The organism is Cupriavidus sp. 30B13 (genome assembly GCF_049059565.2).
Classification (GTDB): domain Bacteria; phylum Pseudomonadota; class Gammaproteobacteria; order Burkholderiales; family Burkholderiaceae; genus Cupriavidus.
In genome coordinates this window covers 2037945-2063384 of the sequence record NZ_CP188223.1, presented here as the reverse complement: position 1 = coordinate 2063384, position 25440 = coordinate 2037945, and the positions used below count along the sequence as shown (strand labels likewise).

Sequence of the window (25440 nt, the reverse complement as noted above, 5' to 3'; positions counted from 1 at the left end):
AGCAATGAGGCAGCCGGCCTGGCCCGGCCTGTTTCAGCAAGCCTTCCCCAATCGAACCACCGGCAGGACACCATGACCAGACTTTTCTCTCCCTTCAAGCTCGGCCGCTACCAGCTCGAGCACCGCGTCGTGCACGCGCCGATGACGCGCCTGCGCTCCGAGCCCGACGACACGCCCAGCGCGATGATGGCCGAGTACTACCGCCAGCGCGCCTCGGCCGGCGGGCTGCTGATCACCGAGTCGTCCCACACCATGCGCAGCGGGCGCGGCTACCTGGGCGGTCCGGGCATCTACGAGGACCATCACATCGCCGGCTGGAAGCGCATCGCCGACGCCGTCCACGAACAGGGCGGCAAGGTCTTCATGCAGATCGCGCACGACGGCAGGCAGTCCCACGTCGACATGACCGGCGGCATCCCGCCCATCGCGCCGTCCGAGGTGCCCTACGAAGGGCTGGCCCTGACGCACAACGGCTGGGTGCCGGTGTCTCCGCACAAGGCCGCCACCATCGACGAGATCCGCGCGCTGGTCGCCTCGTTCCGCACCAGCGCCGAGCGCGCGCTGGCCGCCGGCGTCGACGGCGTGGAGCTGCACAGCGCCAACGGCTACCTGGTCGACACCTTCCTGCAGGACGGCACCAACCGGCGCACCGACCTGTACGGCGGCTCCATCGAGAAGCGGGCGCGCTTCCTGCTCGAAGCCACCGAAGCCCTCGTCTCGGTCTTCGGCGGCGACCGCGTCGGCGTGCGCTTTTCTCCCAGCGGCAAATGGGGCGCGATTTCCGACAGCAACCCGGAAGCCACCTTCGGCTACGCCGCGGAACGGCTCAACCACTTCGGCCTGGCCTACCTCCACGTGATCGAGCCGCGCGTGATGGGCGTGGAAACGCTGCACGAGGGCCAGGCGCCGGTGGCGTCGGTGTTCCTGCGCAACAAGTTCAAGGGCCCCATCATCGCCGCCGGCGGCTTCGACAAGGCGGGCGCCGAAGCCATCCTGCAAAAGGGCGACGCCGACCTGGTCGCGTTCGGCCGCTGGTTCGCTTCCAACCCCGACCTGCCGGAACGCCTGCGCCGCGACCTGCCGCTGGCCCCGTATGACCGCGAGGCATTCTGGGGCGGCACGGACTATCACTACATCGATTACCCGCGCTATGGCGAGCAGGCCAACGGGGAGGAAAAGCAGGCAGCCTGACGCCTGCCGGGGCGGCGGCCGCCCCGCCCTCGCCACGGGGCCAGCCGCGCGGCTATAGTAACGAGCAGCGCGGACACCGGCGTCCGCCATGACGGGACAAAGACAAGGCATGGAAAACCTGGCGGCGCTCAACGCCTTCATCCGGGCCGCGGAGACGCGCAGTTTCACCGAGGCCGCGCGCCAGCTCGGCGTGACCTCCTCGGCCATCGGCAAGACCATCGCGCGCCTGGAGGAGCGCCTGGGCGTGCGCCTGTTCCACCGCAGCACGCGCAGCATCACGCTGACGCACGAAGGCGGCATGTTCCTGGAGAGCTGCAAGCGCATCCTGGCCGAGCTGGAAAACGCCCAGCTCGAACTGGCGCAGTCGCGCCGCGCGCCGGCCGGCAAGCTGCGCGTGAGCCTGCCCCTGGTCGGCACGCTGCTCACGCCCGCGCTGGGCGGCTTCATGGCGGCCTATCCCGACATCGAGGTCGACCTGGACTTCAGCGACCGGCTGGTGAACGTCATCGACGAGGGTTATGACGTGGTGGTGCGCACCGGCGACGTCGGCGACTCGCGCCTGACCGCGCACACGCTGGCCACCTACCAGTTGCGGCTGTTCGGCGCGCCGTCGTACTTCGCCAGGCGCGGCACGCCGGCCACGCCGCTCGACCTGCAGTCCCACGCGTGCATCCATCACAAGTTCGCCACCAGCGGCAAGCTCGAGCGCTGGCCGCTGGCGCCCGCTGCGCCGGGCGCGGATCTCGAGCTGCCGGTCAGCGGTGCCGCCAGCTCCACCGAGCCGCTGGTGCACCTGGCCGAGCTCGGCCTCGGCATCGTCTGCGTGCCGGATTTCGCGGTGCGCCGGCAACTGGCCGACGGCACGCTGCTCAGCGTGCTCGACCAGTACATCGAGCACACCGGCTGGCTGAGCGCCGTGTGGCCGTCGAGCCGCTACCTCTCGCCCAAGGTGCGGGCCTTCGTCGACTACCTGGCCGAGAACCTGCTGGCCGAGAAATCCTTGCCCAGGCGGCGTCCGCGCGCCTAGGCGCCCGCCATTGCCGCCGCCCGCGTCCGCAGTGTTCGGAGCGCGCGGCTGTTTTTCCGGCGGCGCCGCGCACCTACACTGGTGACTCGCTTCACTACAAGCCGGAAGTCATCATGAGTTCAAATCAGGAAGCCGCCCGCGCCGCCGCGCCGATCCGCGTGGGCCTGGTCGGCATCGGCAACTGGGCCCGGCACGGGCATCTGCGCGTGCTCAGCCTGCTGCCCGGCTACGCGCTGGCGGCGATCTACAGCCAGCGCCGGGAGGCCGCGGCATCGGCCGCGCGCGAATACGGCATCGCGCACGTGGTCGATTCGCTCGACGCGCTGGTCGACCATCCCGAAGTCGACATGGTGGTGGTGCTGACCACCGCGCCGCAGCACGAGCAGGCGGTGCGCGCCGCCATCGGCGCGGGCAAGGATGTGTATTGCGAATGGCCGCTGTCCACCAGCACCGGGACCTCGCAGGAACTGGTCCGGCTGGCGCAGGAGCGCGGCGTGCGGCACGTGGTCGGGCTGCAGCGCCGCCACGCCGCCCACAACCGCTACCTCAAGGACCTGCTGGCGCAGGGCTACGTGGGCAAGCTGCGCTCGGTGCGCATGCACGTCAGCATGAACTACTTCCAGGCGCTGCGGCCCGACGCGCTGCGCTGGACCGCGCCGCCCGAGAACTTCTCCAGCGTGATCGCCATCTACGCCGGCCATTTCGTCGACATGCTGCTGGCCGCCACCGGCTGGCCCACGAGCGTCTCCGCGCTGACGGTGAACCAGTTCGACCGGATCACCATCAAGGAAACCGGCGAGGTCTTCCCGACCACCACGCCTGACCAGCTGGTGCTGACCGGCAGCCTGGCCGGCGGCGCGGTGCTGAGCGTGCATGTGGAAGGCGGCAAGCGCAACGGCTCGGGGGTGCAGATCGACATCACCGGCGATGCCGGCGACCTGCGCATCACCAATACCTCGGCCTTCGGCGACGTCGGCGACGACTACCGCATCGAAGGCGCGCACGGCGACAACCTGCCGCTGGCGCCGCTGCCGGTGCCGGCCGCGTACGACCGGCTGCCGCCGTCGGCGCTGCCCTCCGCGGTGCTGGAGCTGGCCGAGCTCTACACCGCGTTCGAGCATGACGTGCGGCAAGGCACCGCGACCGCCCCGACCTTCGCCGATGCGGTCAGGATGCACAAGCTGCTCGATGCCGCGGTGGCATCGTCCGACGACGGCCGGCGCATCGAACTGGCCTGACGGCCGTGTCCGGCGGGCGCGCCGGTCAGTCCTTCAGCATCGGGCACGCGCGCGCCGCCTCGGTGGCCGGCGCCGGCGGCGTGCCGATCAGCGCCATCAGGCCGCACGCCAGCGAGCCGCGCCAGTGCAGGTAATCGTGCCCGCTGGCACTTTCGGCATAGCGCACCGGATAGCCGCGCGCGCGCAGCACGTCGCGCAGGTGGCGCGTGGCGGAGAGAATGCCGCCCGGCCCGCGCGCGCCTTCGAACAGCCCCGCCTCCAGGTAAAAGCGCAGCGGCAGCCGGCCGGCTTCGGCGTAGCGCCGCGCCAGCCATTCCGGCTCGCTCTCGTTCTCGCCGGCGCCGGTGCCGGCGGCCAGCGCCGAGCCCGCGCCCGGCGCCCACCAGAACGAGCCCGACTGGCTCAGCACGTTGCCGAACAGGCCGGGGTGGCGCAGCGCGGCATAAGCCGAGGCCAGCCCGCCATAGCTCGATCCCGCGATCACCGTGCGCGCGGCCGGCGCCGCCACGCCCTGCGCGCGCGCCCACGGCATCAGTTCCTCGGCCAGGAAGCGCGCGAACAGCGGATTGGGCGGCAGCTCCGCGCTGCGCGCATTGGCGCTCGGGTTGCCGACGATGACCGCCGCCGTGGGCGGGATGCGGCCTTCGGCGATGAGGTTGTCGAGGATCGCCGGCGTGGGCACCAGGCTGACGTAGGCCTGCGCGTCGAACACCACCAGCAGGGCCTGCCCGGCGGCGCCGGGACGGTAGCCGGCGGGCCGGTACAGGTAGACGTCGCGCGTGTTGCCCAGCAGCCGGCTGTCGAAGCGGTGCCGCCGCAGCGTGCCGGCCGGCACGGCGGGGCGCGGCGCCAGCCACGGCTGCGGCGGCGCGCCCGGCAGCTCCAGCACGGATTTCTGCCCGAAGACGTCGGCCGCGTCGGCCGCGTCGGCCGCGTCCCCGGCGGCGAACACGCGCGGGTTGAGCGGGTCGCGCTGCGAGGTGGCCAGGATGGCGCGCCGGCGCTGCGGCGCGGGCGCGTCGAGCTCGGGCACGTCCGGCGCGAGCTGGTAGCTCAGGCGCGTGGTGGCCGGCAGGCGGTACGAGCGGAACCACACGTCGCTGTCGCCCAGCCGGGCCAGCGCGTCGTGGTCGCCGGCCGGGCTGCCGAACAGGCGCACGTTGCCGCGCGCGCCGCGCCACAGGAAGGTGACCAGCATGCCGGCGCCGTCGGCATCCGCCGGCTCGACCAGCGGCGTGCCGCGCGCGGCCATCTCGCGCCAGAATGCCGCGACATCCCCCGCATCCCCGCCCGCGGCCAGCGCGCGCAGGCGCGGGCTTTCCAGCGCCTCGGGCGGCGCGTGCTGGGCCGACGGCGGCACGGTGGCGCCGAGCGCCAGCCGGAAACGCAGGGCGCCGGGCGCATCGTCCTGCGCCGGGGCGCGCACGGCCAGCAGGTAGTCGCCATCGGCCGGCGCCACGAACAGGAAATCGCGCGTGGGCAGCGTGGCGCCCGCCAGCCGGCGCAGGTGGCCGCCGCCCGCATCGAGCAGGTCGAGCGTGGCCGGCATGCCCTCGAAGCCGCCCTGCACGAGGTCGCCGCGCGCCAGCGCGATCTTGTACGTGGCGGCCTCGCCGGGCCGCAGCGATCCCGCCACGCTGGCGCCGCCGGCGATCCTGCCGGGCGGCGCGGCCACCGCGCGCGCGCCATCGGCGCCGGCCTCGTTCGCGCGCGCAGGCGCCATGCATATCGCCGCGGCAGCCAGGGCCAGCGCGGCGCGCCATGCGGCGCCTTGCCGCGCGCGCTTTCCGTTCCCGCTTCCGTTCCCGCTTCCGTTCATCGCCGCTCCCTCAGAAATCGATGGTGGTGGACAGCTTGAACGTGCGCGGCGCGTTCTGCGTCACGAAGCCGTCGTTGAAGGTGCCGGTCCAGTAGCTGCGGTCGAGCAGGTTTTCCACGCTGGCGCGGAACACCACCTTGCGGCCCTGGATGCGCGCGGCATAGCGCGCGCCGGCGTCGTAGCGGGTCCAGCCCGGAATGCGCTGGGTATTGGCGGAATTGATGTACTGCCAGCTGGTGCGCACCGCGCGCCCGGTCAGCGTCAGGCCGGGCAGCCACGGCAGATCCCATTCCAGCGCCGCGGTGCCGACCCAGCGCGGCGTGCCGTAGGCCGTGTTGCCGTCATAGGCGCCGCCGGCGGTATGGGTGAGCAAACCCTGCGTGTAGGTGACGCCGCCCAGCACCCGCACCTGGCGCGCGAGCTGGCCGAACACGTTCCATTCCACGCCGCGGTTGCGCTGCTCGCCGTCGGCGTTGTAGGTATTGCTGGCGTTGTCCTTGAGCATGCTCGGCTTGGACACCTGGAACACGCTCAGCGTGTTGGCGATCTCGCCCGTGTCCCACTTGGCACCCGCCTCCACCTGCTTGCTCTTGTAGGGCGCGAATACCTGGCCGAAATTGCGCGCGCCGGTGTCGGTGACGGTATCGCCCTGGCTCAGGCCTTCGATGTAGTTGGCGTAGAGCGACCATTGCGGCCCGAACGGCTTGACCACCAGCCCGAGCGCCGGGGTCAGCGCGCTCTTGTCGTAGTCGGCGGTCTGCGCGCCGGTGGTGCTGCTGAAGGTCTTGGTCTGCACCCGCTGCGCGCGCACGCCCGCGGTGAGCAGCACGCGCTCGCCGGCGAAGGACAGCGTGTCGGCCAGCGCGAAGCTGGTGAGCGTGGTCTGCGCCGTGCGCGGCGCCGAACCCGGCTCGCCGGCCAGCAGCGGCGTGGCTGGATCGTAGATATTGGAGGCGTAGCCGGCGCTGGTCTTGTTGATGGTGCCGCTCTTGAGCTGCAGCACGGTGGCGCCCAGCACCAGCTGGTGGCCCACCGGGCCGGTGCGCGCGCGGGCGCGCACGCCGGCCTCGGCCGACAGCGAGTCGGTATAGCCGTCCTGGTTGTAGGTCATGCCGGTATAGCTGCCGGAGGGCTTGACGCTGCCGGCGCGGGTACCGTTGATGAAGCCCGAGTAATGGAAGCCCAGCGCACCCACGCCGGCATAGGCCGTGACCTGGTCGGCCAGGTCGTACTCGCCGCGCAGCACCGCGGCTTTGTTCTCGAGCCGGCCATAGGTGCCGCGCAGCAGGTTGGTGCCGGGCCTGGGCGGGCTGGCCACCACCGGGCCGGAGAACGACGCCATCCACGGACTGCCGTTGCGGATGTCCTCCTGGTTGGCATAGGCATCCAGCGACAGGCGCAGGCGCTCGCCGCGGTAATCCAGCCCCACCGCGCCCAGCAGGCGCCGCTTGCTCTGGCCGTCCAGCTCGGTGTCGCCGTCGCGGGCCGCGGCGTTGATGCGCACGCCGAATTCCTTCCTGTCGCCGAAGCGCCGGCCCAGGTCGAGGTGGCCGCCGAACTGCGAGCTGGAAATGTAGTCGGCGCTCAGCCGCGTGAGCGGCTCGTCGCCGGCGCGCTTGGGCACCAGGTTGATCACGCCGCCCACGCCGCCGCTGGGCGCCATGCCCGAGAGCAAGGCGCCCGGGCCTTTCAGCACCTCCACGCGCTCGATGAACTCGGTGGGCGAATGGCCGTACGGCGACAAGCCGTACATGCCGTTGAGCGCGAGGTCGTCGGCGCTCACCGCGAAGCCGCGCAGGCTGTAGTTCTCGTAGATATGGCCGGCCGAGGTGGTGAAGCGCACCGCGGGATCGTTGACCAGCACGTCGCCCACCGTGCCGGCCTGCTGGTCCTCGATGGACTGCGCGGTGTAGCTGGCGATGTTGAACGGCACGTCCATGATGTCCGCATTGCCCAGCAGCCCCAGCCGCGCGCCGCGCGCGACCTGGCCGCCGGCATAGGGCTCGGGCAGCGCTTCGGCCGACTCGCCGCGCGCGCTGACGATCACGGCCGGCAGTTGCGGCTCGGTGCCGGCGCCGGGCGGCGGCGCGAGCGGGCGCAGCGTCCAGGCACCGTTGGTGCCGCGCACGGCCTGCAAGCCCTGTCCGTCGAGCAGGCGCTCGAAGCCTTCGGCCACCGTGAAGCTGCCGCGCAGGCCCGCGCTGGCCTTGCCGCTCGTGAGCCCGGCGTCGGCCGCCAGCTCCACGCCGGCGCGCGCCGCATAGCGGTTCAGCGCCTGGTCCAGCGTGCCCGGCGCGATGTCATAGGCGCGGCGCGCCTCGGCGGTGTCTTGCACCGGCTGTGCCAGGGCGCGCTGCGGCATCGCGGCGCCCAGGCCGGCGCCGAGGCCCAGCGCGGCCAGCAGCGCCGGCCCGAGGGCCGCGGCCAGCCGCGTGGGGCGCGGGGCATGAACGGACGAGGACCGCGCCGGGGGGCGCGGGGAAGGGATCGGCGGGGAGATCGAGGGCAAGCGGGAAACGTGACTGCGGATGCCTGGTGGGCATGGAATGGCCGGGGTACGGCTGCGCGGCATGGTGGATCCTTTCGGTACCAGGGTTTCAATGGGTGTCTGCTGGTATTCCGAACGAGACGGCGAAACCCTCAATGCCACGGCATGTTTTTTTTCGGCCGGGCGCCCGTCAGCCCTCGCGCGCCTTCACCGTGACCCAGTAGCGGGTGCGGTAGACCAGTTCCACGGGCAGGCCCAGCGTCAGGTTGGCCAGCGCGCGGTCGGTGTCCGCCAGCGGGAACACGCCGCTCACGCGCAGCCCGGCCACCTCGGGGCTGCAACGCAGCACGCCGTGGCGATAGCGCGCCAGCTCCGCGAGGAAATCCGCCACGCGCATGCCTTCGGCCACCAGCTGGCGGCGCGCCCAGGCGCCAGCCGCATCGTCCACCGGCGCCGGCGGCCCGGCACTGGCGGCGCGCAGCGCGGCTTGCTGGCCGGCATCGAGGCGCAGGGAAGGCGCGCCCGGCCGCGCCGGCTGCAGCATCACCGCGCCTTCGAATACCGCGACGCGCGAGGCGCCGTCCTGCTGGCGCACGGCGAAGCGCGTGCCGAGCGCGCGCGCGGTGCCTTCGCGCGTCTGCACCAGGAAGGGCCGGTAGGCGGGGGCGGGATCGGGCGCGGTGGCGACGAGGATCTGGCCGGCCAGCAGGATCACGCGGCGCTCGGCGGCGCCGTAGCGCACGTCGATGGCGCTGCCGGTATCCAGCAGGACCCGGGTGCCGTCGGGCAGCATCACGTCGCGCAGTTCGCCCACGGGGCTGCGGTAGTCGGCGGTGGCGACCTGCCACGATTCGCTGCGGCGGACCAGGCTGGCGCTGCCGCCTGCCAGCGCCAGCAGGCCCAGCGCGCCGAGCACCTTGCGGCGCGCCGGACGGCGCGGCCGGCCTGCGCCGGGCGCGGCCAGCAGCGTGCCCAGCGCCACCTCGCGCGGCACGCTGTGCAGCTTGTCGCCGACCGCCTGCAGGCACTGCCAGGCGCGCTCGTGGGCCGGGTCGGCGGCCCGCCAGGCAGCACAAGCGGCGGCGTCGGCGCTGCTGGCCTGTTCCGACCACAGCCGCGCCTGCCACCGCGCCGCGCGTTGCAGAACGGCAGGATCGACCGGGCCGCCCTGCCCGCTGGCCGCGCCGCCTTCGCCGGCGCGCGCCGGCATGGGCGCCATCAGGCCGCCCACCCGTGCAGCGCGCCGCAGCAGGCCACCAGCGCGGCGGCGATGTACTTTTCCACGGAGGACACCGACACCCCGAGCCGGTCGGCGATCTCGCGGTAGCTCAGGCCCTCCAGCTTGCATAGCAGCAAGGCCTGGCGCGCCTTCGGCGCCAGCCGGCCGAGGATGGCGTCGATCTCGACCAGCGCCTCCAGCACCAGCGCGCGCGTCTCCGGCGACGGCGCCTGCGCCTCGGGCTGGCTGGCCAGCGTGGCCAGGTAGGCGGCTTCGATGGCGCGGCGGCGGTACAGGTCGACCAGCAGCCCGTTGGCGATCTGCGTCAGGTAGCGGCGCGACTGTCCGGGCTGCGGCGCCGCGCCGCAGATCAGCACGCGCAGGTAGGTGTCGTGCGCGATGTCGGCGGCGTCCATGGCATTGCCCAGCTTCTTGCGCAGCCAGCCGCGCAGCCAGCCATGATGGTCGCTGTAGAGAAGGTGAACCTGCTGGCAAAGGCCGGGATCGGCTGCGGAATCGGCTACGGACATGGGTGGCGTGCGGCCCGCAACGCAAGCGGCCGCCTGGCGTGCGGCGGCCGCTTGTCGAACGCGGATGAATCGGGACAAATCAAGCGAAGATAAGAATCATTCTCGTTTATTGTAAGCGGGCGGCAATGCGGATGGCAAGGCGCCCGCGGCGCCGTCGCGCTGTCGGCCTGTCGCCCCTGCCCCGCGTCAAGCGCCAGGAAAAGCCCCGCCATGGCTTGCGGGAGCCATTCACCGGCACGGATCTTGCCAACCCTGGTTCGTCGTGGCACCGTGCAAGCAAGCGTGTGCCGCGACCGGGTCCGCAGGACCCCGTTTCACCCATCGATACGGAGTACGGAGACAGGCCATGAACCATCCGCTCAGCCGCCCGGGGACGACCGGGCGTGCCAGCCCCCGCCCAGGCGGCCATATCGAGCAGCCCGGAGAAGGCCGCAAGACCAGCCAGCCCGGCGAGCGCGATCCCCAGAGCAGCCAGCCGGCGGACCGGCCTGGCTCGTCCGCCCGCCATTGCCCGCAGCAGTAACGCCGGCCGCGCCGTCGCTCAGAACGGGCGCATCCGTGCCCGGACTGCGCGCAGTTGTTACCGGCGATGTAAATCCTGCCCGGCCCGCGTCGCACTCGGCGGCGGCAGCAACAACGGGCAAGCACAGGCGCGACGGGATATCCGGGATGCCGGGATGCCCGCGCGAGGAAACCACAGGCGAGCCATGAAGACCTTCCACTGCGGAAAATGCAGCAATCTGGTGTTTTTCGAGAATGTGACGTGCGAGCGCTGCAACGCCCTGCTCGGCTATGTCCCCGAGCTGTCGCAGGTCTGCGCCTTCGAGCCCGCCGGCGAGGATAACTGGCGCTGCCTCAACGGCGAGGCCGACGGCGCGCTTTACCGCCAGTGCCACAACTACGCGGTCCAGGAAGTCTGCAACTGGATGATTCCGGCGGATTCCGAGAACACGCTGTGCGATGCCTGCCAGCTGACCCGCACCACGCCGTTCCTGGCCACGCCGAACAACCGGCTCTACTGGTGGCGGCTGGAAACCGCCAAGCGGCGCGTGCTCTACACGCTGGCGGCGCTGGGCTTGCCGGTGGTTTCGCGCGAGGTGGATGCCGAGGGCGGGCTGCAGTTCGATTTCCTCGAGGACGTGGGCGAGGAGCGCGTGATGACCGGCCACGACAATGGCCTGATCACCATGAACATCGCCGAGGCCGACGATGCGCACCGCGAAAAGACGCGCTCGGAGATGAGCGAGCCGTACCGCACGCTGCTGGGCCACTTCCGCCACGAGATCGGCCACTACTATTTCGACCGGCTGGTGGCCGGCACGCGCTGGCTCGAACCGTTCCGCGCGCTGTTCGGCGACGAGCGGGCGGACTACGCCGCCGCGCTGGCCGCGCATTACGAGCAGGGCACCATGCAAGGCTGGGAGCAGGCCCATGTCAGCGCCTACGCGACCATGCACCCGTGGGAAGACTGGGCCGAGACCTGGGCGCACTACCTGCACATCGTCGATACCGTGGACACCGCCGCCGCCTGCGGGCTGGAACTCAACCCGAGCAACGCGGGCGAACCCGTGCTGACGGACCAGACGCCGGTCGAAGTGTCGAGTTTCGACAGCCTGATGAACCGCTGGTATCCGCTGACCTACGTGCTCAACAGCCTGAACCGCAGCCTGGGCCTCGCGGACGGCTATCCGTTCGCGCTCTCGCCCAAGGTGGTGGAAAAGCTGCGCTTCGTGCACGACGTGGTGGCGGCCGGGCCGCAGCCGAAGATACCCGAGGTGCCGGCAGTGGCCGAATCGACGGAATCGATGGAATCGCCCGAATCACCCGCAGCGCCTGAAGTACCTGAAGTGCCGGATACGCCAGTCACCGCAACTCCGGCGGCGGCCGCCGGGAGCGGTCCGGCCGTTGCCGGCTGAGGCGCCCGCGGGGGCCAGGCCCGGCACACCGGCTTCGGGCGTTCTCATTGTCCCGCTTGCAGGGACTATATGTCGCGCCAATGTCTCTTTATCGATTCCGGCCGCGCCAATAAACTGCGCTGTCGGCGTTGGTGCGACCCGGCACGGCAGAGCCGGCCCGGGAAACAGCGGGCCGGACGAAACTCGACGACAATGTCGGCCCGTCACCATCGCCACACCGGACATCCGGCCCACGCCGGCAATCCGGCGCGCGCATCCCGGCATTCATTTCCACAGGCATGTACAAGAAAGGCACCGCAATCGAACTGCAGTTTTCCCCCGCGCGACTCAACGACGGCGCGGGAGACCCGTACTGGATCGACCTGACCGCGGAGGAAGCGCAGCAACTGCTGGCTGTGCTGCAGGACAAGCTCGCGCATCGCGGGCAAGGCACCGACGCACCCGCGGTCTTCAGCCTGGACGAACCGGGCGCCGGCACCGCGCGCGCGCAGGATCGCGCCGCGCCCGCGATGCCGCCGGCCACGGCGCCCGCCACGGCATTGCGCCAATGGGTTTGCATCATCTGCGGCTGGGTCTACGACGAGGCGGCCGGCCTGCCCGAGGACGGCATCGCGCCCGGCACGCGCTGGGAAGACATCCCCGACGACTGGCGCTGCCCGGAGTGCGACGTGGGCAAGGAAGATTTTGCGATGGTGGAATTCTAGGCCGCCATCCCGGGCCCGCGGCGGCTCCGCGCGGCTGAGAGGCTATAGCCGCTATCAGCCGCTAGCAGCTGCTATAGCGAATCGACCAGGCTGCGCACCACTTCCGCGAGCCGGCCGGCGCGGGCGCGCCCTTTCTGGTCCAGGCCCAGCGCGCTGCCGCCTGCCAGCGCCTCCAGCGCGAAGGCGGCGTCCGTCATGTCGCGCCACGACGGATGATCCGCATGCATCGCGCACAGCGCCCGGGCACCCGCGGCCAGGCGCTTGCCGTCCGGCTGCAGGCCGGCCGCGAGGTCTTCCAGCACCTGTGCTGCGTCGAGCAGGCCTTTGCGGTCCATTTCCCTCTCCTGGCTTGGTCCTGGCGTGATTCTGTCGTGGCCGACATGCGCTTTTGACTGCATGTTAGGAGACAAAGGAGACATTTGCTGCCTCGTTTTCCCCAGGGGGCGGCCGCCGGCGCCTTTTTTTGAGCGCGAGCAAGCCCGTTTTTCCGTCCCTGTTCCGGCGATTGGCAGGAAGCGCTTGCCTTTACGATCTTGAGCGTGAAGAGTCAGGCACACGGTAACGGCTTTCCCCCCGGTCAACCGCCCGGCGCCTAGCGCTCTTCCGGCAGGTCGCGGACAGGATCGATGCGCGCCTGCATCTTCCTCGACCCGACAGCATCAGGGGCGAGCGACAGCCAGCGGCCGGCACCGGAGCACCTGCCTGACGCCGGCGCCAGTCGCAATACGGCGCCTGCCTTGCGGGGCGCCTTCGCATATTCGCCCGGGAAATTCCCTGCGTGCCAGCCATTCCACCTGCGCGCGACAGGGCCTCCCCGATACCGGACCGCCCGGGCGGTCCGGCTGATTTTCCCTCCAACGCATTATCAGAGGCTGAAATATGGCAATTTCATCGATCGGTATCGGATCTAAATTAGATCTGGGTACCCTGCTGAAAAACCTGGAAGACGCGGAAAACAAGAAACTCGAGCCGCTCGTCAACCAGCAAACCGTCCACACCAACAAGCTGTCCGCGTACAGCCTGCTGCAGGGCGCGCTGGCCTCTTTCCAGAGCGCGGCCGCCGCGCTCGGCAAGGCCAGCCTGTACAGCAGCACCACCACCTCCTCGAGCAACAAGGACGTGCTGACCGTGTCGGGCGACAAGACCGCCACGGCCGGCAACTATGCGGTCAACGTGACGCAGCTGGCCACCTCGCAGACGCTGGTGTCCAAGGGCGTCGTCGACAGCAAGGGCATGCCGCTGGGCAGCGCCAAGATCAAGATCGAATTCGGCACCACCGAAGCCGGCGTCTTCACGCCCGGCAGCGCCAAGGCCGCCGAGATCAACATCAACGGCACCAACAACACGCTGCAGGGCATCCGCGACGCCATCAATGCGTCCAACTCGGGCGTCACGGCGAGCATCGTCAATGACGGCGGCAGCACGCCGTACCACATCGTGCTGACCTCCAACACCACCGGCGCCAAGTCCAGCATGCGCGTCTCGGTCGAGAGCAACGGCGTGGGAGATCCCAGCATGATCTCCGACCTGATGACCTACGACCCGGCCGGCACCAAGTCGATGACGGAGAACATCAAGGCCGTCGACGCCAAGCTGACCGTCAACGGGCTGGCCGTCACGAGCTCGTCCAACACCGTGCAGGACGCCGTCCCGGGCCTCACGCTGAACCTGCTCAAGACCGGCGACAGCACCGTGACCGCGGCCACCGACACCGGGGCGATGTCCACGGCGGTGCAGAACTTCGTCACCGCCTACAACACCCTGCAAAGCACCGCGGCCAAGCTGGCGAGCTTCGACAAGAACACCAAGGCCGCCGGCGTCCTGCTGGGCGACGGCGCGCTGCGCTCGATCCAGAACCAGCTCGCCGGGGTATTCAACAAGCCGCAGGACGCATCCGGCGACAAGAGCCTGGTCAACCTCACGCAGGTCGGCATCACGTTCAAGTCCGACGGCAGCATGGCGCTGGACACGGACAAGCTGAACAAGGCCCTGACCTCCAACCGCACCGGCGTGGCGCAGCTCTTCAGCGGCACGGACGGCAAGTCCGGCTACGGCAACCAGTTGTCCGCGCTGGCGAAGTCGTTCAACGACCCCAAGGGGACGCTGACCACCGCTTCCGAGGGCGTGCAGACCAACATGAAGAACCTGGTGACCACGTACACGAAGGCCCAGGCGGACATCGGCGCCACCATGGCTCGCTACCGCGCGCAGTTCGAGCAGCTCGACCTGATGATGACCCGGCTGAATTCGACCAGCAGCTACCTCACGCAGCAGTTCGCCGCGATGAACAACAGCAGCAACAGCAAGTAAGCGCCGCAGCCGCCCCCTCCCCGGGGGCGGCGCAGGGCCGGCCATGTCTCGCTTTCCCCCGCTGGCATAACCGGGCGATGCCGCTACACTAGGGGCCTTGACCCGCCAGTACACCGAGACATCCGCCAGACATGAGCGAACCACAAAAGAGCGGCAACACCCCGCCTTCCGTCCCCGAGCCCGCCTCTCAGCCCGCCCTCCCGCCTGACCCCCGGCCGCAGTCCCAGTCTGCGCGCCCCGCGTCCCTGCGCCACGCCGCCAGCATCCTGGTCGTGCGCGACGGCGCCGCCGGCATGGAAGTCCTGATGGTGCGCCGCGCCGAGCGCAACGACGACCGCAGCAGCGGCGCCTTCGTCTTTCCCGGCGGCACGCTGGACCCGCAGGACAAGGCGCTGCACGCGTACTGCGCCGGACTGGACGACGCGGCGGCCAGCGAACGCCTGGGCGTGCCCGAGGGCGGCCTGGACTTCTACCTGGCGGCGGTGCGCGAGTGCTTCGAGGAAGCCGGCCTGCTGTTCGCCAGCGACGCGGGCGGCACGCTCGCGCAACTCGATGCGCTGCAGGCGCGCGACGCGCAGCAACACGACTGGCTGCGCCAGCCCGCGCGCCGCGGCGGCCCCGGCATGGCGCAGATCTGCGAGCGCCTGCAGGTGCGGCTGGCGGTGGACCGCCTGGCCTATCACAGCCACTGGCTTACCCCGCCCGGCCTGCCCAAGCGCTTCGACACGCGCTTTTTCGTCGCGGTCGCGCCGCCCGGGCAAACCGCCGTGCACGACGGCGAGGAAGCGGTGGAGCATATCTGGGTGCGTCCGGCCGACGCGCTCGATGCCGCCAGCGGCTACAAGATGGTGCCGGTGACGCGCCGCACGCTCGCCTCGATCGCCCGCTTCGAGAGCGCGCAGGCCTGCTTCGACCATGCTGCGCAACTGCGCGGCATTGCGCGCATCATGCCGCGCCTGGCCAAGGGCGGCGGCGGGTTGCGGCCGGTGCTGCCGAACGAGCCTGCCTATGCCGAGATCGAGCGGATCGATCCGCACGGCGCGGGCCACGCCCGCTACGAACTGGCCACCGGCGAGGCCGTGCGCCTTTCGGCGCGCGTATGGCGCGTGACCGCCGGCAACGGCAACGTGATGACCGGGCCGGGCACCAACACCTACTTCGTCGGCGACCCCGACGCCAATCAGTGGGCCGTGATCGACCCGGGCCCGGACGACGACGCCCACCTGGCCGCCGTGCTGGCCGCGGCGCCCGGCCCGGTGCGCTGGATCCTGGCCACCCACACCCACCTCGACCACTCGCCGGCCACGCCGCGGCTCAAGGCCGCCACCGGCGCGCCCGTGCTGGGCCGCCCCGCGCCGGCCACGCCGCGCCAGGACCAGACCTTCCAGCCGGACCGCATCCTGGAGCACGGCGAGCGGCTGGCGCTGGGCGGCGGCTCTACCCTGCGCGTGGTGCACACGCCCGGGCACGCATCCAATCACCTGTGTTTCCTGCTGGAAGAAGAAAAGACCCTGTTTACCGGCGACCACGTGATGCAGGGCTCGACGGTCGTCATCAATCCGCCCGATGGCGACATGCACGCCTACCTGGCGTCGCTGGCGGCGCTGCAGCACGAAGACCTGGAATGGCTGGCGCCCGGCCACGGCTTCCTGATGGCCAGGCCCGCCGATGCGATCCGCACGCTGATCCGCCACCGCCTGCAGCGCGAGGCCAAGGTGCTGAACGCGCTGCGCGAGCTGGGCGACAGCGCGATCGAAGTCCTGCTGCTGCGCGTGTACGACGACGTGCCGGAACGCATGCTGCCGGTGGCGCAGCGCTCGCTGCTGGCGCACCTGAACAAGCTTGCGGTGGATGGCGCCGTGGTGGACGACGACGGCGTGTGGCGCACGCTGGCGCGCCCCTAGCCGCGGGAAACGCCAAATGAAAAGAGGCTGTCCGGGGTTCCATGCCGGAACCGGGACAGCCTCTTCATATTGCAAGCGTGAAAAACCGCAGGCGCGCTTGCCTTATTCCGGCAACGTCACTTCGACAGCGAAGCCATCAGCAATTCCGCCGCGGACTCCAGCCGCTCCGGCGCGCAGAACAGCCGCGCCACCACCAGCCCGTTTTGCAGCGCGCCGTAGATCACCTGTGCCAGCGCCCTGGGCGACACCGGGTAGACCTTGCCGTACTCGCTCTGGGCGCGCTCGATCAGCCCCATGAGCCAGTCTTCGTTCATGCGGTAGAACGCCTTGAGCTCGGCATGCACGGTCTCGGGCAGGCACAGCGTCTCGGTCGACAGCATGCCGGCCAGGCAGATCTGGTCGCCGCAGGCCGCGGTGCGCAGAAAGCTCAGATAGGCGTCCGCCTGCTCGTGCGGCGGCAGGCTGGCGTCGATATTGCGGATCCGCTCGGTGATGCGCGCGCTGTATTCCTTGACCGCTTCCAGCACCAGGTCGTCCTTGGCGGGGAAGTAATAGTGGATGCTCGAGGTTTTCACCCCGACCAGCTCGGCAAGGTCACGATAGCTGAAGCCGTTGAAACCGCGGCGGCGGATCAGCACGAGCGTGTGTTCGAGCAGTTGTTCGCGTACGGATTGCGTTTTCATGGCGTGATTTTATCTATCTGTCGATAGATACTCAAGGCAATTCCATGTGCGGCCGCAAAAGCCGCGCCTGCTGCTCAGGAAGGCAGCACTTGCGCGACTACCGTGACCAGAGAGCCGCTGACCAGGCAAAGCCCGACCCAGCCGGCGAGTATCAGGAAGCTGTCCCGTAGATTCATCATGTACTCCAACTCGGTTCCATTGGCCCGCCGCAATCGCGGGCGGGACGGGGTGACCGGCACTGGCCGGCCGCCCCCTGCCGCCCCCCGCAGCGCTTTTCGCGGTCAGGCGTCATGCCCGGCCAGATCAGGCGTTGGCGCCTTCGGTGAAGACGTCGAACTTGCCGGTGCGGGCACCATCAGTGAAGGCATCGCGGTTGCCGCTGCGCGCCGGGGTTGCCGACACGCCACTGCGGTCCAGGCCGGCCACCGTGCGGGCGCCGTCCGTGAAGGTGTCGAACTTGCCGGCACGGGCGCCGTCGGTGAACTGGTCTACGCTGCGCGCGCCGTCGGTATAGGCATCGCGGGCGTCGGTGCGGAACACATAGCCGTACTTGTCGCCGGCGATGCTGCTGTCCTTGGGGCCCGAGGCTTGTGCCTGGCCGGCCACGAAGGCGGCGGCGAGGGTGGCGGCGGTGATGACGGTCTTGGCGATGAGCTTGGCGTTCATGATCTTCTCCATTTCACATTGAGGATCCGCGCTGGGGGCGGAATCGAATCGGTAAGGCGCTCTGGAGTCCGGCGTTTCTCTTGCTGTTATCTACTAGTAGATAGATGATCTGGGCAAAAAAAACGGGGAGTCCCCGGGTACTGCGCTGGATCCTCTTTCCTGCTTCAGCGTTCTGGCTGGGGCGGAGCAGCGGCTTCCATGACCCGAATATTATCTACTGGTAGATAGATAGTCAAGGAGTTTTCCCAAGAATTTCTCGGTGGCGTTCGGGCAGGATGCGGAAATCGCCCAGAAGCCGCCCGCACCGGTCAAAAAATGAATTATTGGTCACATAAATACCATCGAGGTGCCGCAAGGCCTATTGGGACGGGGTCCGGTCTCACGGCGCAACATGCACTTACAAGGTTTTCCTACGGACTCCCCAATTTCGCTCCTAGGATTTAACAGTGCGAAACACAGCATAAGCTCGGGCGTCCCCCGGTCTGCCACCGGGGGATCTCCCCCGGACGCCCTGTCATCATCACCGGAGCAAACGATGCGCAAAGTCCTCACCATGACGTTAGTTGTCGCTGCGGCCGTAGCCTCAGGCGCGAGCTACGCCCAGCAAAAGAAGACCGACCCTTATACCGACGGCGCGAAGATGGGCAAGGCAGACCCCTATACCGACGGCGCCAAGACGGGCAAGTTCGACCCTTATACGGACGGCGCCAAGCAGTCCACCCGGTCGGACCTGAACGCGACCCAGACCAAGGCCGATCCCTACACCGATGGCGCCAAGGCCGGCACGCGCGACCCTTATACCGACGGTGCCAAGTCCGGCACGCGCGATCCGTATACGGATGGCGCCAAGTCCCAGTAAGCCAGGCCAGCGCGTGGCGATACCCGCACGACCGCCACGGCCCACAGTTACATTCTGGCTTGCCGCGCGCGCGGCGCGGTAAGCCAGGCCCGGCCGCCGGCGGTTTTCCCGGCGGCCGGGCTTCCTCTTTTCTTCCTTCCCGCTTTCCTCTTTCCTCTTCTGTGCGCCTGATGATCGCAGGCATCGAGCGGTTGCGTGCCGCTCAGCTGTCGTGCGCCATCTGTTTTGCTTCGGCCTGCAGGACTTCCGCGGCGCGCGCCAGCGCCTCGTCCATGCCGGCGGTCAGCGCCACCGGCACGCCGAATGCCTTGACCGCCATCGCCGCCAGCGCGGACAGCCCGGCGCGCTTGATGGCATCCGGCTCGACGTAGACCAGCAGCCGGCACCGCAGCACGAGCTGCTCGCGGTTGTGCTTCAGCCACAGGGCGCGCAGGCGGCGGTCCTCGTGCTGTTCGGCGCTCGCCTGCGGGCCCATGACGATGACGAAAGGATGTTCCTGCCGCACCAGCGTGGTCATCTCCTCGCACCACTGGCCGGCATACCCCGGCGCCATGGTCTCGGTCCGGCCGAGCACGAGCGGGAAGGCGGAAATGTCGTGGATGAAGAAAGCCCCGGACCCACGGAAACCGGAAACCTGTTCTTGCATATTGCTCTCCTGCGGCGCGGGATCGATACAGCTGGTTGCGCCTCGGAAGCAGTATCCGGCGGAAGCGGTTAGACTCGATAACGCTATCCAGACTAAAAACAACGTATTTGAGCCATGCGAACCTCCGCGCCCAACCCGGCGGACGACGATGCGGCGGTCACGGCCGCCACGCGGCGCCTGCTCGATGCCTTCGCCGATACCAGTGAACAGCCGGGCGGCCCCGCCCTGATCGCCATGCGCGGCTCGGACCAGGACGGCAACGCGTTCCGCCTCGGCACCCGCGAGCTCGGCTGGCACCGGCACCTGCGCGGGCAATTGTTCTGCATCGACAATGGCCTGGTCCACGTGCGCACGCGCCACGGCTCCTGGCTGCTGCCCGCGCAGCGCGCCGGCTGGATGCCGCCGGGCGAGATGCACCGCATCAGCATCAGCGGCGTGCTGAGCGGCTGGAACGTGTGGATCGCGCCGTCGGCGGCCCGCGAGCAGGACCTGCCGCCGCTGCCCTGCGTGTTCGGCATCAGCGAGGTGATGCGCGCGCTGATCGGGCGTGCCGCCTCGTGGCCGGCGCCGCACGCGCCCGACGCGGCGCAGCAGCGCATCATCGCGGTCCTGCTCGACGAAATCCGCCAGGCCCCGCGCGAGCCGCTGCACCTGCCCCTGCCGGTCGACCGGCGCGCGCGCCGCATCAGCAGCGCCATCCTGGAGCATCCCGACGATCACCGCAGCCTGGCCGAATGGGCCGGGTGGGCGGGAGTGTCGCCGCGCACGCTGTCGCGCCTGTTCCTCGGCGAGACCGGGCTGAGCTTTGCCAACTGGCGCCAGCAGGCGCGCCTGACGCACGCGCTGGAGCGGCTGGCGCGCGGCGAGGCGGTGGCGCAGGTGGCCGAAGCGCTGGGCTATGCCACGCCGAGCAATTTCATCGCCATGTTCCGCCGCGCGTTCGGGGACTCGCCGGCCCGCTACTTTGCCAGCCGCGGGCTGGGGGCATAGGGACGCCGGCCTTCCCTGCTCCCAACTCCCTGCTCCCCGCGCCGCGCGCGCCAAGCCGCAGGGCCGCATGCCGTAGATTCTGACCTTGAAGTTATCTGATGCATCAAATAACATCGGGCCATCTGCATCCGAACGTGAGGAACCCGATGAAGCACTACACCAAGGAAAACTTCAACCTCACGAAAAGCGTCGGCTTCCACCTCAACAAGGCGCGCAACCTCGTGCTGATGGAAATGGATGCCGCGCTCAAGGAACTGGACATCACCGCCCAGCAGATGGGCATCCTGCTGTCGCTGTCGCGCGGCACCGCCGCCACCCCGTTCGAGCTGAGCAAGCTGCTGGTCATCGACACCGGCCTGATGACGCGCATGCTGGACAAGCTCGAGCAAAAGGGTCTGCTGGCCCGCTCGCGCAGCCTCGAGGACCGCCGCGTGGTCAACCTCGAACTGACCGACAAGGGCCGCGTCGTGGCGCAGCGGATTCCGGAAATCGCCCCCGAAGTGCTGAACGCGCGCCTGAAGGATTTCAGCAAGGCGGAGTTCGACGAACTGCTGCGCCTGCTGGACAAGTTCTCGGCCTGAGCGTCGTAGCCCGCGCGGCCAGGCAGTGCCCTGGACCGCCTTGCGCGCGGCCCGGGCGATGGCGCGTGAACGGATCGCCATGCCTGGACCGATGGAATGCCCTCGGACCGGCACGTAGAATCAACCTGATTCCTTGCGCCACAGGTAACCAGTACATGGACGTCCATCTGAATATTCACGGCCGGCAGGGGCTGGCCGGCCAGCTCTACCGCCAGTTGCGGGCGGGCATCGTGGATGGCCGGCTGGCGCCGGGCGAGCGGCTGCCGTCCACGCGGGACCTGGCCACCAGGCTCGGGGTGTCGCGCAAGACCACGCTCGATGTCTTCGAGCGCCTGATCGCCGAAGGCTACCTGCGCTCGCGCGCCGGCGACGGCACCTTCGTCGCGCACGAGATGACCCGGCTGGCGCCGCCGCCCTCCCCGGCCATCCCGGGACCCGGTGCCGGCTCGATCTGGGAAGCGCTGCCCGATGCCCTGCCGCACACGCCGCCGGACGCGGCGCCAGCCTTCGACTTCGTCGGCGGCGTGACCGACAAGAGCCTGTTTCCGTTCGACAAATGGCGCAGTTGCGTGGGCCACGCGCTGCGCGTGCAGGCGCGCGGGCGCGGCACCTACCGCGACCCCGCCGGCGAGCAGGAGTTGCGCCTGGCGGTGTCGCGCTACCTGGCGTTCAGCCGCGCGGTGGTCAGCAACTGGCAGGACGTGCTCGTCACGCACGGCGCGCAGCAGGCCATCGACCTGGTGGCGCGCGTGGTGCTCCGCCCCGGCGACGTGGTGGCGGTGGAGGATCCCGGCTATCCGCCCGCGCGCATCGCCTTCTCCGCGCTGGGCGCGCGGCTGGCCTACGTGCCGGTGGACGCCGAGGGCCTGGTGGTGGACGCGCTGCCGGACAACGCGCGCATCGTCTACGTCACCCCTTCCCACCAGTTCCCGCTCGGCATGGCGATGAGCCTGGAGCGCCGGGTGGCGCTGCTGGAATGGGCACAGCGGCGCGGCGCGCTGGTGGTGGAAGACGACTACGACGGCGAGTTCCGCTTCATGGGGAGGCCGATGGAATCGCTCAAGAGCCTGGACAACGGCGGCGTGGTGGCTTACGTGGGCACCTTTTCCAAGACCATCTTCCCCGAGCTGCGCATCGGCTACGTGATCCCGCCCGCGCCGCTCGCCGCCGCCATGCGCCGCGCCAAGCAGGTCGGCGACTGGCATAGCTGCGCCATGACGCAGACCGCGCTGGCGAAGTTCATGCTCGACGGCTACTTCGCCAAGCACCTGCGGCGCATGCACAAGGAATACGCCGCGCGCCGCGAGGCGCTGCTGGCGCACCTGAACGGCCCGCTGGCGCCGTGGTTGGCGGCCCGCACGCCGGCGGCCGGCATCCACCTGGTCGCTCACCTGAAAACCGCGCAGGACGAGCGGACGCTGATCGGGCGCGCGGCTGCCGCGTCGGTCGGGCTGTACGGCATTTCCGGCATGTATGGCGGGCGCACGCCCACGCCGGGGCTGCTGTTCGGCTACGGCGGCATCGGCGTGGCCGACATCCATGCCGGCATGGAAAAGCTGGCCGGCGTGCTCGCGGCCGGCGCCTAGGCCGGCACCTTCCGGCTCCGGAACTGGTTACCTCAAATTACCGGAAACTGGCTATTTTTAATAACCAGTGCTGCTCCTAACCTTGCTCCTGCCGCACCCCATCCCCGGCGGTGCCAACGAGGAGCAAGCCATGCAACAACGTCTCGACTTCTACAAAGCCAGCCCCGCCGCCATCAAGGCACTGACCGGGCTGGAAGAACGCATCGCCAAGAGCGGCCTGGAACAGCCGCTGGTGGAGCTGGTGCGCCTGCGCGCCTCGCAGATCAACGGCTGCGCCTACTGCATCGACCTGCACACCACCGACGCGCGCAAGGGCGGCGAGGACGACCGCCGCCTGGCCACGCTGTCGGTCTGGCGCGAAACGCCCTTCTTCACCGACCGCGAGAAAGCCGCCCTGGCCTGGACCGAGACCGTCACGCTGGTAGCGCAGGACCATGTGCCGGACGCCGCCTGGGACGCCGTGCGCCCGCATTTCGACGATGCCGAGCTGGTCGACCTGACCTTGCTGGTCTCCGCCATCAACAGCTGGAACCGCTTCGCGATCGCGTTCCGCAAGCTGCCGGCCTGAGCGGGAGACACACATCATGATCCGATCCAAGCGACAACCCGCGGCGTCCCGCCTGATCCTCGCCGCCGTGGTACCGGCCCTGCTGGCCCTGCCCGGCGCGGGACAGGCGCGCGCCCATGCGCCGGACGGCAAGCCCGGCGCGGGCGAGGAAAACGTGCAGCCGGTGATGAAGCAGGCGATCCCCGAGGCCGCCGGCAAGAACGTGCTGATGGCCACCGTCACCTTCGCGCCCGGGCAGGTCTCCACGCCGCATACCCATCCGGGCTCGATCTTCGCGTACGTGCTCGAAGGCAGCGTGGTCTCGCAGCTCGGCGGCGAGCCGGCCAGGACCTACGCCGCGGGGCAAAGCTGGTACGAGCCACCCGGCGCGCAGCACCTGGTCGCGCGCAACGCCAGCAAGACCCGGCCCGCGAAGCTGCTGGTGTTCGCCATCGCCGGCGAAGGCGAGCCGATCAAGCAGCCGCTGCCCCGCTAGGCCACGCCCGATTTCGCCTTCACCGCCGTGACCGCCGTCACCGCCTACCCTGCCGCGTCGCCGCCGGGCGCCGCCCGCGCCTTGCGCGTCACGCTCTTGACGGGAATGCCGGTCACCGTGCCGCCATCCGGATCGAGCGCGCGGCTCAGCGCCGCCGGCCTTTCCACCAGGTCCTGCAGGCTATAGGCATCCAGCACCTCGAAATAAGCCCGCAGCGCGGCCGAGAGCACGCCGCGCAGGCCACACACGCGGGTGATGACGCAATGGTTGTCGTCGCCCTGGAAGCATTCCACCAGGTGGAAGTCCGACTCCATGGTGCGGATCACCTCCCCCACGTTGATCGCTGCCGCCGGCCGGCCCAGCTCGATCCCTCCCGCGCGCCCGCGCACGGTATGCAGGAAGCCCGCCTGGCCGAGCTTCTGCACGATCTTGATCAGGTGGTTCTTGGGAATGTCGAACGCATCGGCGATGCGCTGGATGGTGACGAGTTCGCCCGGATGGACCGCGACGTAGATCAGGGTCCGCAGACTGTAGTCGGTGTAGTCGGTCAGTCTCATGCAAAGTGGTCCTCCGCCGTGCGGATCATGGTGCGGGCATCGTGCCGTCGGGAGAAGGCACGCGAAGTCTAACATGGCCCCCCGATACATCTTTTGCAACGCGGCAAATTTATGTTGCACCGAAAATGCATGTTTAATAGAATGGGTTCCGAGGCGCCGCGAACAAAGACGGATCGCCCCGCCGCCACCGCTCATGACGCGGATTCATTCGCCATATTTGTTGCATTCAGTGTATATCTTTGGAGGTTGCCGTGCTGTCTGAAAAATCGAGACCCCTGATCGATGCGAGCGTCCCCGTGCTGCGCGAACATGGCCTGGCCATTACCACCACGTTCTATCGCAACATGTTCGCCGACAGGCCCGAACTGACCAACCTGTTCAACATGGGCAACCAGGCCAACGGCTCGCAGCAGCAGTCGCTCGCCTCCGCCGTGTTCGCCTACGCCGCCAACTACGGCGACAACAGCGCGCTGGCCCCGGTGGTCAGCCGCATCGTCCACAAGCACGCCTCGGTCGGCATCAAGCCCAGCCACTACGCCATCGTCGCGCGCCACCTGCTCGGCGCCATCGGCGAGGTGCTCGGCGACGCCGCCCCCCCCGAACTCGTCGCCGCCTGGGACGAAGCTTACTGGCTGCTCGCCGCCGAGCTGATCGCCGCCGAAACGCGCCTCTACGAACGCGCCGGCACCGGCCCCGACCACCGCCAGCCGGCGCGCATCGTCGCGCGCGAAGAACAAAGCGCCGACATCACCTCGTTTACGCTCGAAGCCGTCGGCGGCACCACCCTGGCCGACTTCCTGCCCGGCCAGTACATCTCCGTGGTGGCCGAACTCTCGCCCGGCGTCTTCCAGCAACGCCAGTACAGCCTCTCCGACGCCCCCAACGGCCGCACCTGGCGCATCTCCGTCAAGCGCGAGCGCGGCGACGGCACCAGCCAGCCGGCCGGCGCGGTCTCCAACTGGCTGCACGACAATGCCGGCACCGGCGACGTCCTGATGGTCAGCCAGCCCTTCGGCGACTTCGCGCCCGCCATCGAGCCCGCCACCCCCATCGTGCTGCTCTCCGCCGGCGTCGGCGTCACCCCCATGATCTCCGCGCTCAACGCCGTCGCCCGGCGCAACCCCGCGCGCAAGGTCGTCTTCGGCCACGCCGCGCGCATGGCCTCGCATGTCGCCCACGTCCAGGACATCAGGCACGCCGCGCGCCAGATAGCCGGCCTGCGCACGCACTTCTTCCTGGAATCCGCAGAGCAGGCCGAGTTCCTGGCCCAGCCCGCCCTGCCCGGCCGCATGGACCTCGACGCCATCTTCGCCGGCGAGGACCTCGCCGACGCGGACTTCTACCTCTGCGGCCCGCTGCCCTTCATGCAGGCACAGCGCGCCGCGCTGCAAGCGCGCGGCGTGAAGGCCGAGCGCGTGCATCGCGAGGTGTTCGGGCCGGATTTGCTGGATGGGTTGTTGTAGGGGGGATGAGCGACGGGCTC

24 protein-coding genes are annotated in these 25440 nt (G+C 69.6%); 15 read left to right on the top strand and 9 right to left on the bottom strand.

The window, feature by feature from the left end:
- Nucleotides 1–72: 72 nt before the first annotated feature.
- The 3 genes from ACKI2N_RS09460 (at nt 73) to ACKI2N_RS09450 (ending at nt 3456) form a co-directional block, all read left to right on the top strand.
- Nucleotides 73–1191, top strand: a complete 1119-nt coding sequence (locus ACKI2N_RS09460) for an alkene reductase (protein ID WP_420994173.1) — start codon at nt 73–75, stop codon at nt 1189–1191.
- Nucleotides 1192–1300: 109 nt separating this feature from the next.
- Nucleotides 1301–2218, top strand: a complete 918-nt coding sequence (locus ACKI2N_RS09455) for a LysR substrate-binding domain-containing protein (RefSeq protein WP_420994317.1) — start codon at nt 1301–1303, stop codon at nt 2216–2218.
- Between the two features lie 113 nt (nt 2219–2331).
- On the top strand, nt 2332–3456 hold the full coding sequence (locus ACKI2N_RS09450; RefSeq protein WP_420994172.1) for a Gfo/Idh/MocA family protein: 1125 nt from the start codon (nt 2332–2334) through the stop codon (nt 3454–3456).
- Between the two features lie 25 nt (nt 3457–3481).
- Here ACKI2N_RS09450 and ACKI2N_RS09445 read toward each other — a convergent pair whose 3' ends face one another.
- The 4 genes from ACKI2N_RS09445 to ACKI2N_RS09430 all read right to left on the bottom strand — a co-directional run bounded on the left by ACKI2N_RS09445 (nt 3482) and on the right by ACKI2N_RS09430 (nt 9512).
- Nucleotides 3482–5179: an alpha/beta hydrolase-fold protein gene (locus tag ACKI2N_RS09445; RefSeq protein WP_420994171.1), complete on the bottom strand. Its 1698-nt coding sequence runs from the start codon at nt 5177–5179 to the stop codon at nt 3482–3484.
- A 106-nt stretch (nt 5180–5285) separates the two neighbouring features.
- The gene (locus ACKI2N_RS09440) at nt 5286–7784 is read right to left on the bottom strand and encodes a TonB-dependent siderophore receptor (RefSeq protein ID WP_420994170.1); all 2499 of its coding nucleotides are present in this window, start codon (nt 7782–7784) and stop codon (nt 5286–5288) included.
- Between the two features lie 169 nt (nt 7785–7953).
- A complete protein-coding gene (locus ACKI2N_RS09435) occupies nt 7954–8982 on the bottom strand; it encodes a FecR domain-containing protein (RefSeq protein WP_420994169.1) in 1029 nt (342 codons plus the stop codon).
- On the bottom strand, nt 8982–9512 hold the full coding sequence (locus tag ACKI2N_RS09430) for a sigma-70 family RNA polymerase sigma factor (RefSeq protein WP_420994168.1): 531 nt from the start codon (nt 9510–9512) through the stop codon (nt 8982–8984). The genes ACKI2N_RS09435 and ACKI2N_RS09430 overlap by 1 nt, the downstream gene beginning before the upstream one ends.
- A 346-nt stretch (nt 9513–9858) precedes the next feature.
- Here ACKI2N_RS09430 and ACKI2N_RS09425 point away from each other — a divergent pair, with 346 nt between their 5' ends.
- The 3 genes from ACKI2N_RS09425 to ACKI2N_RS09415 all read left to right on the top strand — a co-directional run bounded on the left by ACKI2N_RS09425 (nt 9859) and on the right by ACKI2N_RS09415 (nt 12132).
- Complete coding sequence (locus ACKI2N_RS09425) at nt 9859–10035, top strand: hypothetical protein (RefSeq protein ID WP_420994167.1); 177 nt, start codon at nt 9859–9861, stop codon at nt 10033–10035.
- Between the two features lie 184 nt (nt 10036–10219).
- Nucleotides 10220–11428 (top strand): zinc-binding metallopeptidase family protein, encoded by a 1209-nt coding sequence (locus ACKI2N_RS09420; RefSeq protein WP_420994166.1) that lies wholly within the window; start codon nt 10220–10222, stop codon nt 11426–11428.
- Between the two features lie 278 nt (nt 11429–11706).
- Nucleotides 11707–12132 carry a rubredoxin gene (locus ACKI2N_RS09415; RefSeq protein WP_420994165.1) on the top strand — a complete coding sequence of 142 codons (426 nt, stop codon included), beginning with the start codon at nt 11707–11709 and terminating at the stop codon, nt 12130–12132.
- A gap of 71 nt (nt 12133–12203) precedes the next feature.
- On the opposite strand, the gene ACKI2N_RS09410 is transcribed toward ACKI2N_RS09415, so the two are convergent.
- Complete coding sequence (locus ACKI2N_RS09410; protein WP_420994164.1) at nt 12204–12467, bottom strand: hypothetical protein; 264 nt, start codon at nt 12465–12467, stop codon at nt 12204–12206.
- 544 nt (nt 12468–13011) lie between these two features.
- On the opposite strand from ACKI2N_RS09410, the gene fliD reads away from it, so the two are divergent.
- Nucleotides 13012–14442, top strand: a complete 1431-nt coding sequence (gene fliD / locus ACKI2N_RS09405; RefSeq protein WP_420994163.1) for a flagellar filament capping protein FliD — start codon at nt 13012–13014, stop codon at nt 14440–14442.
- 131 nt (nt 14443–14573) lie between these two features.
- Nucleotides 14574–16346: an MBL fold metallo-hydrolase gene (locus tag ACKI2N_RS09400; RefSeq protein WP_420994162.1), complete on the top strand. Its 1773-nt coding sequence runs from the start codon at nt 14574–14576 to the stop codon at nt 16344–16346.
- 116 nt (nt 16347–16462) lie between these two features.
- Here ACKI2N_RS09400 and ACKI2N_RS09395 read toward each other — a convergent pair whose 3' ends face one another.
- Entirely contained in the window at nt 16463–17029 is a 567-nt protein-coding gene (locus tag ACKI2N_RS09395) for a TetR/AcrR family transcriptional regulator (RefSeq protein ID WP_420994161.1), read from the bottom strand.
- A 303-nt stretch (nt 17030–17332) separates the two neighbouring features.
- On the bottom strand, nt 17333–17695 hold the full coding sequence (locus tag ACKI2N_RS09390) for a hypothetical protein (protein WP_420994160.1): 363 nt from the start codon (nt 17693–17695) through the stop codon (nt 17333–17335).
- A 535-nt stretch (nt 17696–18230) separates the two neighbouring features.
- Between ACKI2N_RS09390 and ACKI2N_RS09385 the strand changes: the two genes are divergently transcribed.
- A complete protein-coding gene (locus tag ACKI2N_RS09385) occupies nt 18231–18554 on the top strand; it encodes a hypothetical protein (RefSeq protein ID WP_420994159.1) in 324 nt (107 codons plus the stop codon).
- A gap of 202 nt (nt 18555–18756) precedes the next feature.
- Here ACKI2N_RS09385 and ACKI2N_RS09380 read toward each other — a convergent pair whose 3' ends face one another.
- Nucleotides 18757–19200 carry a hypothetical protein gene (locus ACKI2N_RS09380; protein ID WP_420994158.1) on the bottom strand — a complete coding sequence of 148 codons (444 nt, stop codon included), beginning with the start codon at nt 19198–19200 and terminating at the stop codon, nt 18757–18759.
- A gap of 114 nt (nt 19201–19314) precedes the next feature.
- On the opposite strand from ACKI2N_RS09380, the gene ACKI2N_RS09375 reads away from it, so the two are divergent.
- The 5 genes from ACKI2N_RS09375 (at nt 19315) to ACKI2N_RS09355 (ending at nt 23400) form a co-directional block, all read left to right on the top strand.
- The gene (locus ACKI2N_RS09375; protein ID WP_420994157.1) at nt 19315–20190 is read left to right on the top strand and encodes an AraC family transcriptional regulator; all 876 of its coding nucleotides are present in this window, start codon (nt 19315–19317) and stop codon (nt 20188–20190) included.
- A 146-nt stretch (nt 20191–20336) separates the two neighbouring features.
- The gene (locus ACKI2N_RS09370) at nt 20337–20771 is read left to right on the top strand and encodes a MarR family winged helix-turn-helix transcriptional regulator (protein WP_420994156.1); all 435 of its coding nucleotides are present in this window, start codon (nt 20337–20339) and stop codon (nt 20769–20771) included.
- Nucleotides 20772–20926: 155 nt separating this feature from the next.
- A complete protein-coding gene (locus ACKI2N_RS09365; RefSeq protein WP_420994155.1) occupies nt 20927–22357 on the top strand; it encodes a PLP-dependent aminotransferase family protein in 1431 nt (476 codons plus the stop codon).
- A gap of 130 nt (nt 22358–22487) precedes the next feature.
- Nucleotides 22488–22925, top strand: coding sequence for a carboxymuconolactone decarboxylase family protein (locus ACKI2N_RS09360; protein WP_420994154.1), 438 nt, complete (start codon nt 22488–22490; stop codon nt 22923–22925).
- A gap of 16 nt (nt 22926–22941) precedes the next feature.
- On the top strand, nt 22942–23400 hold the full coding sequence (locus ACKI2N_RS09355) for a cupin domain-containing protein (RefSeq protein ID WP_420994153.1): 459 nt from the start codon (nt 22942–22944) through the stop codon (nt 23398–23400).
- A gap of 44 nt (nt 23401–23444) precedes the next feature.
- Here ACKI2N_RS09355 and ACKI2N_RS09350 read toward each other — a convergent pair whose 3' ends face one another.
- Nucleotides 23445–23957: an RrF2 family transcriptional regulator gene (locus tag ACKI2N_RS09350; protein ID WP_420994152.1), complete on the bottom strand. Its 513-nt coding sequence runs from the start codon at nt 23955–23957 to the stop codon at nt 23445–23447.
- A gap of 251 nt (nt 23958–24208) precedes the next feature.
- Here ACKI2N_RS09350 and ACKI2N_RS09345 point away from each other — a divergent pair, with 251 nt between their 5' ends.
- A complete protein-coding gene (locus tag ACKI2N_RS09345; protein WP_420994151.1) occupies nt 24209–25420 on the top strand; it encodes a globin domain-containing protein in 1212 nt (403 codons plus the stop codon).
- Nucleotides 25421–25440 lie beyond the last annotated feature (20 nt).